A 13,346-nucleotide genomic window follows, 5' to 3' on the forward strand; every position below is an offset into this window, starting at 1 on the left:
ATGTTTTTCAACGGACGGTAGGACAACCGTTTGCTGCTTGTGAAGGCTTAGTCAATGGACAGCCCGTGAAGCAAGAACTCTTATTCGTGAGTTTAAGAAGCCCCCGCTACACCGCTTGCGGTTAGCGGTGGGAGTTGTCACAAAAAAGACTACTCCGTTACCCAGGTGAAAATTCTGATCCAGAGTAAAAGCTCCAGAGCGATATGCCTGGAGGCACGCTACGCGAACGCTCCTCTGTTCTGGGGGAATGTATGCGATTGCTCTTGGCGGTCAAACTTGTTAACGGGTTTTCTTGCTTTGGGTGAAGGAAAAGGGCGACTGCGCCCTCCGACCCGTCACCCCTTCCGTACTGCGGGTCGCAGGTTGGTGGCATAAAAGGCTGGGGAGCGATCGCACATTTCAACTTACTGCTGGCGTTGGCGCTTGAGCATCCCACCCGCACCCAAGACACCAAAGGCTAATAAACCCAGAACCGAACTGGGTTCTGGGACAGAAGAAATGTTAGCCAAAGCCTTTTTGGAGAGTTATTTTAAATTTTTCAACAAGAGATGAGCTTTAAATAATACAAATTTAAGATAAAGTCTCAGTATTTATAGGGACTGAAAAGGCTGTGAAGACAACTCTTTTGAATGTCTCTGAATATCTATACAGACAAAATAAACTTAACCCGGAGAAGCCATACAACACACCAGACTGGTTCCTTCACTGGGTTTTCTTAGGAGGGTAGCGATCGCCTCAGTTCTGGGGAAAAACTTGGTAACAGGTTCCTGGTTCTGGGGGAAACTCCGTGGGAGAATTGCTTTCTAGAAGCCTTTGAGCATCTAGGCATTGCTTATACTCAAAGGCGCAAGTGAAGGGACACCGGAACGGGGATCGGCGATCGCTACCGTCAAAATTGAAGCGGCGTAGGCGATCGCCCGTCGAATTCGCTTGGCGGCTTTACACAGGCAACTACAGCAGCTAGAAGCATTGGCTCAAAAAGAAGGAAAACAACAGGCGATCGCCACAGCCGGACAATCTCAAGTGAGTGCAGGTCAAACCGCCAAGCTACCTGCACCAACTCCAGTGCCAACTGCAAGGCAAGCTCTAGTTAGACAGACATCGCTTAGATGCCTTCTCTCAAGCTATGTAAACGTAAAGATTCTAAAATTTCTGATGCTTTCTAAGCATATTTATTTATAATGATGGGGGAAGCTTAATGGGGATCTGTGTTAGCCCTACTAAGCGACTAACCTACAGTTGTATCGCTTCAAATTTGATCTGAGCTTCTAACCTCTTTTTATATTTGAAGGGAAAGAATATGTTCGTTAGTAAGCAAAAAGGTGACTCGCGCATAAGAGAGATTTTGACATCGGCAGATATCAAATACGAAGTTGATGATGATGGTGACTATAAAGTTATCTTCAGATTTGACGATGGTAGGACACAGCTTGCATTCATCAACAGTAAAACTGAGACCTTTGCTGGTGAGGAAGTCCGTGAAGTATGGTCTGTAGGACTGAGAGGCAAGGGACAACTTAGTGCAGCAGTGGCAAATGAGCTATTAGCGAAAAATCATCGGTATAAATTGGGAAGCTGGGAAATTCTGAAGCAGGCAGGGGAGGTTCTAGCTATCTTTAGGGTTTCGCTCTCTGCTGATGCAGACCAAAATGAACTTGTTTCTGTGCTTCAAATGGTTGCAATGCAAGCGGATGAAGTTGAGAAAGAATTTCTTGGAAATGATGACTTGTAGTTTCAGAGAATTTGCGATTGCAGAGGATGTTGCTTTGTTTCAAATTTAGCTTTCCCAATATTAGTTATTCAGGGAGAGGATGTCATGGTTAACGTATTTGAGACTCCTTCAGATAAGCATGATACGGTTTTTGAGCAACCTACTTCGACCGTCTCGGTAGCTAAAGTTCCGTCTGATAGTCAATGTGGTACACGGCTCTCGGCGACTGAGGATAATGTACTGCCAGTTAGCGCACAACAAGCTGCTCCAGTATATGCCGTTCAGCAAGAACATAATCCAATACTGGGACTAGGACAAAGTCAAACGAATCTTGAAGATTCCCTTAATCGTCTGGTTAACGGACTAATTTCTAAGGGATTCACATTTGTTACGGCAGAGGCATCTCCGCAGCAGATGCACGAGCAACTTAACAAATTTGACGAACGAAGATTATCGTTAGGCGACAGGATATTTGGTTTCCTGATTAGTGGTTCTGATATGCCGGAATTTGCAAAGACCATTACTCAGCGCGTTGTTGCTTTTGGTGCTGAAGATGTCGATGATAAAGCATTAGCTACGTTTCAAGAGCTTATGCGATCCAACTTCCCACTCTGTGCGTTCGCGTTTACTGGAATGTATGGTCCAAGGTTTGTAGCGATTGTTAGTGGCGATAGCATTGAGCAGCTAGAACTTTTTGAGGCAATGGATAGGTTTCAGCAAGTTAACTTATGCTTGATGGAACTCGGTGGCAGGCTGTCCCTGAAACTTTTTGGGAAGTCCCTCCTTGGGATCAATAGCAGTTCTGCTACTGGCAGCATGATCCTTGTTACCTCCACTACAGAGCGTGCCAATATAATGCGTCAGTGGGTTCGTAGCAAGCCACTGCGTAATGATACAATGACGAACCAGCTAAAAGAGATGGCTACAAGATGGCAGTTTTGGGCTAAAGCAGCCATTGGTATGATTGAGTACAAGCCACACCAACTCCGGCAAGAAGTCATTGTGCTTGATGCCCAGACGAAACAAGCAACTAGTACTGCTTCTCCTCGTTTAGGATTTGAATTTGGCTTTGCTCTTGAGGAGATTACACGTGCATAGTCAACAAGATAGCCGCATAACAATTCCAATGCACCGGAACAAAGTTAAGCTGAAAAAGCTGGAATCGTTAATAATTGTATTGGAGTATTACTGGCAAGTATTAAACCAATAACAGTGCTGATAAAGGTAATCTTGAATCCAATAACTTGCGCTCGGATTTTCTGAGTTTCTAGTATTTCTTTCCTTAATTCAACCAGCAATTGCCAAGCCAGATTGAAATCATCGGGTTCCACAGCTAATCGAAAGCCCCCAGACAGTACCCCAATTCTACTCAATTCTAAGAGAGAGCGATCGCGCAAAAGCCCCTGTCGCCTCCATCCAGGTTACAAAGAATTACAAGGCGACAGAGACTGTCAAACAATTGCTAGTTTGGAGAAAACTGACTGCTATTTTCTGAGAGCCTCAGAATGCTCCAGTAGCAGGAAGAAAAAGGTCTTCTCTCAGGGTGTTTCCAGAGCCGCATTGGCATCAAAACAGGCTGCTAGGCAATCGCGATCGTCTGACCATTGAACAAACTGGTGAAGTCATAGGTTGTGCTATCAGCTATGAGTTTCTCAAACTCGGAAGTGTTCATAGTGATGCCATCACTCGTGAAACTCACGGTTGTTCCCGAGATGCTGACGGTATAACTTCCCGTTGTTAATTCCAGCGTATCTTGACCGCTACCGCCATTAAAGCTGCCATTCCCAAAGCCTTTGATGATGTCGTACCCTTCGCCAAGCAAGATATTGCCATTGCCGCGAAAACCACCTTTGCGGGCATCAACGAGATCGTTACCAGCACCCGTGAGAATTGTACCAGTGTTGTAAATACCGTTGCCGTCAAAAGTACTCGTACCGATAATGATATCGTCACCTGCCCCAGTATCGATAGTGCCAAGGTTGGCGACGCCGGAACGAACTGGACCGGGTTCAGGGATGCCGTTGTCCTGTTCTACATCAGCAAGGTTAATACCGACGATCGTATCGTCGCCAGCATCAGTTTCAATCTTGCCAAAGTTGAAGATGCCGCCAATGTCAAAGGTAGCGCTACTGGCTCCAGAAGTAGTACCGAAAATGGTATCACCACCTTGCCCAGTCTTGATCGTACCTGTGTTGTTGATACCCTCAAGGCTGGGGCTAGCTCCCCTAATGTTGTCGTTTCCGCTGCCTGTATCGATCGTGCCGCCATCATTGTAGACACCAATAGCGCCGATACCCGTAATTTCGTCATTCCCATCGCCCATATTGATGCGGCTAAAGTTGTGGATACCATAGTTGGCACTTGAGTTAGGACTATCCGTGCTAGTACCCGTTAGGATATCGTTGCCAGTACCTGCGTCAATCAATCCTTCGTTGCGAAATCCGTCCACAAGTCCAGTGCCTGAAGTATCTGTACCTGAGATAACGTCATTACCAGCGCCCAAATTGATCGTGCCATCATTGTGGATGCCGTTCTTGATAAAGCCACCCCCAGTGACAGTACCCGCCATCACATCATTACCAGTACCTAAATCGATAGTGCCTTCGTTGTAGATGCCCTCACTGATAAATTCTGTGCCATTCGCTGCAAAACCGATTAGGGTATCGTTGCCAGCATCGGTTTGAATGGTTCCAATGTTGACGATGCCGTAGCCACCGATTCCAGTAATGCTGTCATTGCCCCTGTCGGTGTTGATGATGCCTGTGCTGAAGTTATTGAGTCCGAAGTTACCACCAATCCCAGTGAGTCTGTCTTTCCCAGCAAGGGTATTGGCAATGCCAGTATTGAGTATTTGCTCGGTTCCTGATAAGGGGACAATGTCATCCTTGTTGGTAAACATTAGATTTGAAAGTTCTATTGCCATAACAAGACCTCCATATCAAGAAACAAAGGCGGTAACGATCTTTGTCAAGAGCAAGACTGTGGTAGAAATCTCAGCAGTGCCAACAAGACCTTAGCCCCGCCAGCCAACACTCCCCAACACCAAATTGAGAATTGTAAGCTCTGTAGCTCGGTATCTCTAAATTATCCCTTCCACGTGGAGATTGACTGTTTTTGTAAACTTCCTCGAACAAAAAGGTAAAAATATTCATGGCAATACTAAAGCGCTCGAAGACAATGACATCGCTCCTGAAACCAGCGAACGACCTGTAGCGGATTGAGACAAGTTGAAGTAGTAATCTCTCAGAGCAGAAATCCTGACGGGGTTGTCACCCCGTCAGGAAAATTCATCGTTGAGACAAGGCAGGAGGCAGGAGGCAGAAGGCAGAAGGGAAGAGAGTTTTAGCTAAGTTGACTTTTCGTTACATCCTGCTGTTTATTTGCGCCTTTCTACTTATTGTGGGGGAGTCACTTGCTCCAGGAGAGCGCGAACTGGTTGTCGGAGGGCTGGTTCTCCGTTATTAGCTAAGTCCTGGCAGATTTGATAGACTCGCTTGTGCTGGCTCATGTTACTTTGCAAAGACCATCTCGCAGCCTTAACGATGAGGGCTTGCCTCAAGGCTTCTCTGGGGTTGCTGGCTGCTTCAGGCTTCCAGGTCAAAACCGCAATAATTCTCTGGACGTACCTTTCGTCTCCAGATGCCATGAAAGTCGCCCACAACATATCCAAAATACTGGGTGAACTGATGGCAACAGTTAACAGGTTCGGGGGAACGCCCCTTGGCAGGGTCTCAGAGATCGTGGGGTCTCCTACCTGAGCTAGGCGGCTCAGTTCAGCTTGAGCTTGGTTGGTCTGAGAGAGCCATGCGGCTTCCCAAATGATTCGTTGGTGAGCTTGATTGTCGAAAGTTAACTCCGCCAGCCAGCGGCGAACCTGTGCGGGATTTTGGCGAAAAACTTCCCCGATAAAAGCCGCCAAAGGAGGAAAGGCTGAGGGTTTGTCGAAAACTCCCTCTCGCTCCAGTTGTCGTACCATCGCTGTCAACTGACTGGCATCTGGTTGTAGGTAATAGTAGGTCACCCATTGACTAGCCTTCGAGTTAGACACTTGAGTTGGGGGTACAAGAGCTTCCAAGGCATCCATGATGCTCATCTGTTGCCAAAAGTCATCAATCGCTCTCAAAAAGGCACTGGTCAGATAGAGTTGAGCTTTCTGAGTCTGTCCCAGACTTTGGTAAGCCCGGGCAATGTTGGAAAAGATAATCGCTTCTAATTCCGGCTTGGCTGTCTTTCTGGCAACTACTAGAGCTTGGTGATAGTCTTCTAGGGCAAGCTGATATTCTCCCATTTGCTGGCGAACCAGACCCCTGTTGTCATAAGCTTCAGCGTAGTTGGGATCTAACTCGATCGCCCTGGTGCAGTCTTCAATCGCTCCCTGATAGTCTTGGAGGAATCGGCGGGCATTGCCCCGACTGCTATAGACAACAGCAGCAAAAGTGGGGTCAGGAGCTAACTCAATTGCTTTGGTATAGTCGCGGATGGCTTGGGTGTAGTCTCCTTGATAGAAGTAGGCAGTGCCTCGATTGACATAAGCTAAAGGCTGATTAGGCTCAAGCGCCAGTACCTTGGTACACTCATCAATGGCTCTCTTATACTCTCCTAGTCGGAGATAAGCAGCACATTGGTTAACAGAAGCTTTACTGTAGTTGACTCTATTGGCTTGGGCTAGGTATGTTGTCTGAGCCAACAACTCAGGGGTCAACTGCCTAGCCGCCATCACTAGCGGGTTGAGAAGAAGAATGACCGCTGCTAGACTGGCGCTGATTTGAGAATTTTTCACTTCGGCTTCACCCCCCGGCGCTTGGTTCAGCTTTGGGTTGGTCTGAGCTTTTTTGTCCTACTTCAATTTTGTCTCGAAATTGAGGGTCTGGTTAAGCTCTTAGGGCGGGGGAGTTCGCACCCCATATTTAGACTTGTAGGCATTCCTCAACTTCTGAAACTTTCTACCTCCCTTCACACCAGTTCCCCTGATTTTTTAGCTTTTTTGTACTCGTCTTGATCCGGCAAACTGTAGACGTTATTCCTACGAAACTTTTGCCCAAGCTCTAGGTCTGATCTAACAACATAAGTCAGTTCCATTCAACATAAAATGCGGGGGGCTAGCTCTCCGACTGCTCTAAGAAATCGGGGAGTTGAGCGAACTGCTTTTATTCAGACCCCCCTACTTATAATGTTAATCGGAAACCAACAAACTTTGGAATTTTTCAGACTAAACTTACTGCCTACTAACAAGCAAAAGTTCGCATACCCAGTGACAGCGTTTTTCTGACTGAGGCTGCGATCGCCACTCAGCTAGGAAAGCCTATCTAGCACGCACCAGATGGGGCTGGGTGCGAAAATTGCCAGCCAGACAAGGAAGCGATCGCTTCTGGCAGTTCTGGGGAAAACCTGATAGAAAATTGGTTTTCTAGAACTACTAAAATAAATTGATACAAGTACAAGCAATGTGCTTAACCTATTTGGTAAAAGCAGCTAGCTTTTTCCCGCTCCCCCAGAGCAGGGCAGCACCAACGAGGAAGATACCGCCAACTTCGGACGGTTCGGGGACGGCTTTGCTTCCACTACCGGAAACTTCTTGTCCCTTTGCCCAAGTCCAAGTGCCGTAATTCCAACCTGAAGTCATAATCGGATTGAGATCGCTAATATTATCAGTGGCAACACTTGTTGTGTAAAATGTGCCTCCATCAGTAGGAGCAGGGGGAGTCACGTTAATAGCGTATGCGAAAAGAATTCCACTATACTGACACCTCAAACAGTTTGGGCCATTGTTGTTGGGATACCCCAACTGCGAACCTACTAAATCCGCCAGTTCTCTAGCCAAATTAAAGTCGCCAAACCAAGGTTGTGATTTCAGATCATTGAGTACGTTGTTTGGATTTTGAGGATTAGTATCACCAACAAAGCTAGTAATATCATAAGTCTTACCGTTAGACGCTGTTAATTGTATAGCAATGGCAGGAGCAGCACCGGCTATCAACCCAGAACTAACTGCAATTGTTGTTGTCATTACTGCAACCAAATATTTAAGCTTCATTACTATCTCCAAAGTGCGTTGTATGTCGAATTGCCTTCACTTAATTCAGCAGTTAGACGAGTTTTTATAAAACAATAATTATAGAGTTTTATATATATAGCAAGTGATTTAGTAACATCTTCATCCAAAAAACACAAAGCAAAATGCCCGGAACTTAACTTATACAAATACAGAAGTAAACTTTAAGTCTTAGATTTGAATGCTTTTGTACTTTCTTAGAAAAACTCTGGAATTAAATAATACAAAGCCAGGATGAAGGTTCAATATTTATATGTAATGAGAAATAGAGCTAACTTTTTTACATATTTATGAACAACTATACGGATAAAACATTCAACCCGCAGAAGAAGCTGTGCGACTCTCACAGTACCCAGCGGATCGCTCGAAATTGCTGAACAAGTTGAGAAACTGGCGGGATGGCGATTTCTGGTACTCGTTGATGAGGGCGATGAGTTTGGCGATCGCTTGCTTGTTGTTTCGGATCGAGTCGAGTTGCTAGAAAGTTAACTCCCCAGAACTACTGCTGTGCAATGCCGCTCAACCGCTCTCGCAACAACGTATAGCGCATGTTGTCCTTGACCTGTCGCACTGCCATACCAATCGCCTTTTGTGGCGCCACAATCACCGCCAGTTGCTTAGCGCGAGTCAGTCCCGTGTAGAGCAGGTTGCGCGAGAGCATGACGTAGTGCTGCATGTACAGGGGCAAGATAACGACCGGATACTCCGAGCCTTGGGACTTGTGGATGCTGATACTCCAGGCTAGGGCAATCTCATTGAGGTCAGCGTAATCGTAGGTCACATCGCGGTCATCAAATCTCACGATTACCTCTTGCTCCTCTGGGTCAATCGCAGCGATCGCAGCCAAATCCCCATTGAACACCTCGCGGTCGTAGTCATTTACTTGCTAGATGATGCGATCACTCTCAGCACCTTTGCCATTTGCTGCTGCTTCAATAAGGGGGTTACGCCGACAACCGCGTCTATTTCGCTTGTTGTTCTGGTACTGCCCCATTGGTTTGCAAAAAATAGGCATCTTGTCCTTGAGTGGTTCCATTGCCAAACACCTGAGCGATTCCTTTCTCATCAATCGCAACAAAGGCACCTTCTTCTAACCCAATGCCAAAAACTGGAAGTTGATTGTTCTGAGCGTGGACAATTCTAGCCAGAAAGCCAAAAAGTCTCCCATATCTTGTTTCCGGATGCTCGTCATCAATCCGGTCTAAATGGGTGTCGGTGATGACATTTTTGAGGATGGGGACTTGAATAAAGTCGCTGCGATAAATATCTTTTGTGTTGTGGTGAAAGGGATTATTCAGAATTTCTGAACTCAGCACCCCTTCATGGGCTGGTGCATAATAATAGTCTCGCAGAATAGCCATGCCAGCACTGGTTCCAGCTATCGGAACTTTTTTGCGATTAATCAAGTAATTAATCGCGTCTTCTACGGCTGAGCCTTCCCAATAGTCTTCATACTGATTTTGATTCCCTCCAGCGATAAACAGGGCGTCAGCATCGCGGATGTATTGGATAACTTTGGGATTGTTGGCTGCTTCTCGACTGTCGATAGAAAGTTCAGCGGCTGAACTGACAAAATCTCTATAATTATCGCAAACCCAGGCAGCCTGAGAGCCAATCCCACCGCAGCGCAGAACTAAATAGTCGCCCCGATTTGCTCGTTTGAGGAACCATCGAGTGGCTGCATCTTCTCCAGATTTTTCCCCTTCTGCGCCGCCAATCAACAGAATGCCACCAATAGGTTTGGCAGCGGTACTATTAACGCTTCCGCATTCAATAACATAGTCAAAGTTGCTAGAATTTTCCGATGTTTTTACCATAAATTTCATTTTTGCTCAGAAGCCAAAAGGATGGCAGGTAGCTGCTCTCAACGCTAGTCAAGTAGTACATTGAGTTAAGCTCGATTTTACCCTTGTTAGAGCAGTTCCTTTAGGTGACATACTCCCTCAGCAAATCAAAGATTATGCTGAGGGCTTCTTGCATTCCCGTAGGATATACAAGATTTCCTTCATGGTACTCCGATCAATAGTTCCAACTACGATCACCTTCCCACGGGGCGCGTTTTATACTGGGGAAAATGTCCAACCCCAGTCTTTTCAGGTTGATTGCGGCATTAATGTCGCGATCAACCATCAAAGCTTCCTGCACGTCAAAATACTCACGAATGGAACAGTCAGTGAAGACGAGTTCATTTCGATAGCAAAGCACCTGAGACGAATATGCAGGTTGTTTAGCGATCGCCACTGCTCCAGCTTTTAAGGCTATGTAGTCCAGGGTTTTGAAAAAGTTACCAAACGCGGCATCAATCCAAGACTTGTTCATTCCTGATTTAGGCGATTGACCGTTTGGGAGAAACGTGCCATCGTCGGCTTGTTTCGCTTTATTCCGTTTGGTCAGACCCCGCAAGTTGAGGTCTTCATGGAAAATGACTTTCTTTCCGGTTATGACGATTTTATGAGCGGTTTTATATTGGAAATCCTTCCGATATCTCGCAATTTTTCCATGTTGTTTCGCCTCACGTTTTGCCAGTTTGCGTCGTCTTCTGCTGCCACGTTTTCTCGCATTCTTTTTCTTCGAGATGCGATCTAACTTAGCTTGATTTTTACGCAATGGTTTCAGCGATGGAAGCTTTTCACCGTCTGAAGTTGCGAGGTAAACATCTTCATTCAAGACGGCATCCAGACCTATCGAGTTCTCCCACGTTGGAATCACTTGATCCGGGGTTAACTCCGGTACTGACAAGTCTTCCAACATGATCTGCATGAACCAACCATCAACTTTTCTAGTGACGCTGATCTGTTTGATCTTGTAACCATCGGGGATAGGTCTGTGCATTCGGACTTTGACGACACCAAGCTTAGCAAGACGTACATACATCCACTTTTTCCGAACCAGTTTGATCCAGTCATAATTAGCAGTTGCAAACGTCATAGTCCGAAAATACGCTTCGTTTTTGAACCTGGTATTACCGGATTTATTACCGTTTTTATCCCCGTTAATGAATCGTTAAAACGCCTTTTATACACGCTTATAAACCTCTTTACAACGGTTGAATCAACACGATAAAAGTCAATTAACTCAACGCTATGCATCACCGTAACCTAGTCTTTTTTCAAGACGGGAAGAGACGCTTTCTGAGAGTAGTAGTTCTGGGTTTCACTGGCTGAAGCGATGCTACATTCCAAGGGACATGAATTCACGTCCGTTCTATTCATTTGCCACCAGTCAAACCGATATCCAATTTGACGTTTGTACCAGTAACGACAGATCCGCAACCACTCGTTAAGTTCGAGCTTTTGCTTAGTCTCTGGATATAATTGATATTGGAATGTAGTCTTCATTTGTGTTTCGAACTATACACTTGAATTAGTGTTATTATAATCGAGTCAATCATTTAGTGTCAACTGCATGAGTAAAGATTTTATTCATAAGGCAAGAGGCGTTTCAGACCTCAAGTGTCATTTACTGCCAACCCCGAAATACCGACGAAGCATCTTCACTGATCCGATGCTGTCTCGGTTAGAGGTGATTTTCAGAACGTTGATGGACAAGTGGGAAGGACGATTGATCGAATTCAATGGCGAAAGCGATCATGTTCATCTCTTGATCCAGTACACGCCACAAACTGAATTGAGTAAGCTGATTAACAACCTGAAAACCGTTTCCAGTCGATATCTCCGTAAGGAATTCTCGGAAAGAATTGAGCAGTTCTATCATAAAGATGTACTGTGGACAAACGGTTATTTTGTTGCATCCTGTGGTGGCGTAACCGTGGAACAACTCAAGCAATATATCGATGAGCAGGAACGTCCCAAAACGTAATTTTCCGTTGCTTCGTGATTCCCTTCCCTCGCTTTCAGCATTGGTCAGAGAATCCTCAGCAACGGAACTGGCTTTCATCCCACACCAAATCAAAGATTATGGTGTGGGGATTCCCGCCGACCTAGCTAAAGGGGAGCATGTCAACGAGAGTAGCCGACACCCACCAAGGGTGTCGCTACACAAACAAAGCCTGCCTTCGCAGGCTTTAAAAGCTTTAGCCCGCGAAGGCGGGCTTCGTTTGTGTGCCCGCTTGCGCTCCGCACCCTTGGTGGGTGTTGGCTTAGATTTGCTTGCACTGACATGCTCCCTACTAAAGTCCCTAATCCGAATGACCCAAAACTTCTAACCCCAATCAGGGGAAGGTGCGCGATCGCACTCCTGGTGCTGGGGGAAATGTGCGAGCGCTGCCTTCAGTATAATTTAGTACACTAATTGCGGGAGAACCATTTATCCCCTGAATGTTGCAAATCTAAGTATGACATATTTACGCCTTGAAAACATTACCAAACGCTTTGGCAATTTTGTCGCCAATGACAATATCAGTTTCAGCGTCAATCGCGGTTCAATTCATGCGTTGCTGGGCGAGAATGGGGCAGGTAAAACCACTTTGATGAATATCTTGTGCGGACTTGATCGACCAGATTCGGGACAAATTTATTTGGAAGATAAGCCGATAAAGATATCTTCGCCTAGCGATGCGATCGCGCGCAACATCGCGATGATTCACCAGCACTTTATGCTAGTCCCCCAACTCACCGTCACGGAAAATATTATCCTGGGCAAAGACTGGAATTGGCGGCTAAATTTAAAGCAAAAAGCCGAGGCAATTTCATCTCTATCAAAATCCTACAATCTGGAAGTCGATCCTTTAGCAAAAGTGGGATATTTACCCGTTGGCGTACAGCAACGAGTGGAAATTCTCAAAGCACTTTACCGCCAAGCACAACTGCTGATTTTAGATGAACCAACAGCGGTATTAACTCCACCAGAAGTAGAGGTATTGATTCATATTTTACGCCAACTTGCTGCTAATGGCAAGACAATTATTTTTATTAGTCATAAGTTAGAAGAAGTAATGAATCTCTGCGATACTGTCACCGTGTTGCGGCGAGGACAGGTAGTCGCGACGACAAGAACCGCCGATACTAACCGTCAGCAATTAGCCGAATTGATGGTAGGAAGAAAAGTATTATTTCACTTGGATAAACCGGCAAAAAAATTGGGTTCGGTAGTGTTGGAAGTGCAAGGATTGCAAGTGCAGGATGACCGAAAATTATTGGCTGTGCGTGATGTTTCGTTTCAATTGCACGCCGGGGAAATATTAGGAATTGCTGGGGTGGATGGGAATGGACAAAGGGAATTGGCGGATGCTTTAGCCAGTTTGCGCCCTCTCGCTGCGGGAACAATTCGGCGATCCCCCCCTAACCCCCCCTTGCCAAGGGGGGGGACAAGAACGATTAACCCCCCTTTGCCAAGGGAAGCGACAACAACGATCGATCCCGGCTTGCCAAGCGAAGCGACAACAACGATCGATCCCGGCTTGCCAAGGGAAGCGACAACAACGATCGATCCCGGCTTGCCAAGGGAAGCGACAACAACGATCGATCCCGGCTTGCCAAGGGAAGCGACAACAACGATCGATCCCGGCTTGCCAAGCGAAGCGACAACAACGATCGATCCCGGCTTGCCAAGCGAAGCGACAACAACGATCGATCCCGGCTTGCCAAGCGAAGCGACAACAACGATCGATCCCGGCTTGCCAAG

Annotated in this window: 15 protein-coding genes; 6 read left to right on the forward strand and 9 right to left on the reverse strand. The window is 46.2% G+C overall.

Annotation, left to right across the window (positions count from 1 at the left end):
* Positions 1-404: 404 nt before the first annotated feature.
* Positions 405-509, reverse strand: a complete 105-nt coding sequence (locus ACE1CM_RS39140; RefSeq protein WP_374884380.1) for a PEP-CTERM sorting domain-containing protein — start codon at positions 507-509, stop codon at positions 405-407.
* Between the two features lie 421 nt (positions 510-930).
* On the opposite strand from ACE1CM_RS39140, the gene ACE1CM_RS39145 reads away from it, so the two are divergent.
* The 3 genes from ACE1CM_RS39145 to ACE1CM_RS39155 all read left to right on the forward strand — a co-directional run bounded on the left by ACE1CM_RS39145 (position 931) and on the right by ACE1CM_RS39155 (position 2,809).
* A complete protein-coding gene (locus ACE1CM_RS39145; RefSeq protein WP_374884381.1) occupies positions 931-1,182 on the forward strand; it encodes a hypothetical protein in 252 nt (83 codons plus the stop codon).
* A gap of 118 nt (positions 1,183-1,300) precedes the next feature.
* Positions 1,301-1,732: a YbjN domain-containing protein gene (locus ACE1CM_RS39150; RefSeq protein WP_374884382.1), complete on the forward strand. Its 432-nt coding sequence runs from the start codon at positions 1,301-1,303 to the stop codon at positions 1,730-1,732.
* Positions 1,733-1,816: 84 nt separating this feature from the next.
* The gene (locus ACE1CM_RS39155) at positions 1,817-2,809 is read left to right on the forward strand and encodes a hypothetical protein (protein ID WP_374884383.1); all 993 of its coding nucleotides are present in this window, start codon (positions 1,817-1,819) and stop codon (positions 2,807-2,809) included.
* 44 nt (positions 2,810-2,853) lie between these two features.
* Here the strand turns inward: ACE1CM_RS39155 and ACE1CM_RS39160 are convergent, their stop codons facing one another.
* The 4 genes from ACE1CM_RS39160 to ACE1CM_RS39175 form a co-directional block, all read right to left on the reverse strand.
* Positions 2,854-3,042 (reverse strand): hypothetical protein, encoded by a 189-nt coding sequence (locus tag ACE1CM_RS39160; protein WP_374884384.1) that lies wholly within the window; start codon positions 3,040-3,042, stop codon positions 2,854-2,856.
* A 248-nt stretch (positions 3,043-3,290) separates the two neighbouring features.
* Positions 3,291-4,634, reverse strand: a complete 1,344-nt coding sequence (locus tag ACE1CM_RS39165) for a beta strand repeat-containing protein (RefSeq protein ID WP_374884385.1) — start codon at positions 4,632-4,634, stop codon at positions 3,291-3,293.
* 471 nt (positions 4,635-5,105) lie between these two features.
* Positions 5,106-6,491, reverse strand: a complete 1,386-nt coding sequence (locus ACE1CM_RS39170; protein ID WP_374884386.1) for a tetratricopeptide repeat protein — start codon at positions 6,489-6,491, stop codon at positions 5,106-5,108.
* Positions 6,492-7,166: 675 nt separating this feature from the next.
* Positions 7,167-7,718 (reverse strand): hypothetical protein, encoded by a 552-nt coding sequence (locus ACE1CM_RS39175; RefSeq protein ID WP_374884388.1) that lies wholly within the window; start codon positions 7,716-7,718, stop codon positions 7,167-7,169.
* 379 nt (positions 7,719-8,097) lie between these two features.
* Here ACE1CM_RS39175 and ACE1CM_RS39180 point away from each other — a divergent pair, with 379 nt between their 5' ends.
* A complete protein-coding gene (locus ACE1CM_RS39180; protein WP_374884390.1) occupies positions 8,098-8,244 on the forward strand; it encodes a hypothetical protein in 147 nt (48 codons plus the stop codon).
* 18 nt (positions 8,245-8,262) lie between these two features.
* On the opposite strand, the gene ACE1CM_RS39185 is transcribed toward ACE1CM_RS39180, so the two are convergent.
* The 4 genes from ACE1CM_RS39185 to ACE1CM_RS39200 form a co-directional block, all read right to left on the reverse strand.
* The gene (locus ACE1CM_RS39185; RefSeq protein WP_374884392.1) at positions 8,263-8,625 is read right to left on the reverse strand and encodes an ATP-binding domain-containing protein; all 363 of its coding nucleotides are present in this window, start codon (positions 8,623-8,625) and stop codon (positions 8,263-8,265) included.
* 100 nt (positions 8,626-8,725) lie between these two features.
* Complete coding sequence (locus ACE1CM_RS39190; RefSeq protein ID WP_374884393.1) at positions 8,726-9,580, reverse strand: cyanophycinase; 855 nt, start codon at positions 9,578-9,580, stop codon at positions 8,726-8,728.
* A 202-nt stretch (positions 9,581-9,782) separates the two neighbouring features.
* On the reverse strand, positions 9,783-10,691 hold the full coding sequence (locus tag ACE1CM_RS39195) for an RNA-guided endonuclease InsQ/TnpB family protein (protein ID WP_374884395.1): 909 nt from the start codon (positions 10,689-10,691) through the stop codon (positions 9,783-9,785).
* Between the two features lie 170 nt (positions 10,692-10,861).
* Positions 10,862-11,101, reverse strand: coding sequence for a helix-turn-helix domain-containing protein (locus ACE1CM_RS39200; protein WP_374884397.1), 240 nt, complete (start codon positions 11,099-11,101; stop codon positions 10,862-10,864).
* A gap of 67 nt (positions 11,102-11,168) precedes the next feature.
* Here ACE1CM_RS39200 and tnpA point away from each other — a divergent pair, with 67 nt between their 5' ends.
* Positions 11,169-11,582 carry an IS200/IS605 family transposase gene (gene tnpA, locus ACE1CM_RS39205; protein WP_374884399.1) on the forward strand — a complete coding sequence of 138 codons (414 nt, stop codon included), beginning with the start codon at positions 11,169-11,171 and terminating at the stop codon, positions 11,580-11,582.
* A 475-nt stretch (positions 11,583-12,057) separates the two neighbouring features.
* Positions 12,058-13,346 (forward strand): ATP-binding cassette domain-containing protein (locus ACE1CM_RS39210; RefSeq protein WP_374884401.1); only part of this gene is annotated, 1,289 nt, incomplete at its 3' end.

Origin of the sequence: Microseira sp. BLCC-F43 (assembly GCF_041929235.1) — a bacterium.
In the GTDB taxonomy this organism is placed as follows: domain Bacteria; phylum Cyanobacteriota; class Cyanobacteriia; order Cyanobacteriales; family Aerosakkonemataceae; genus Microseira.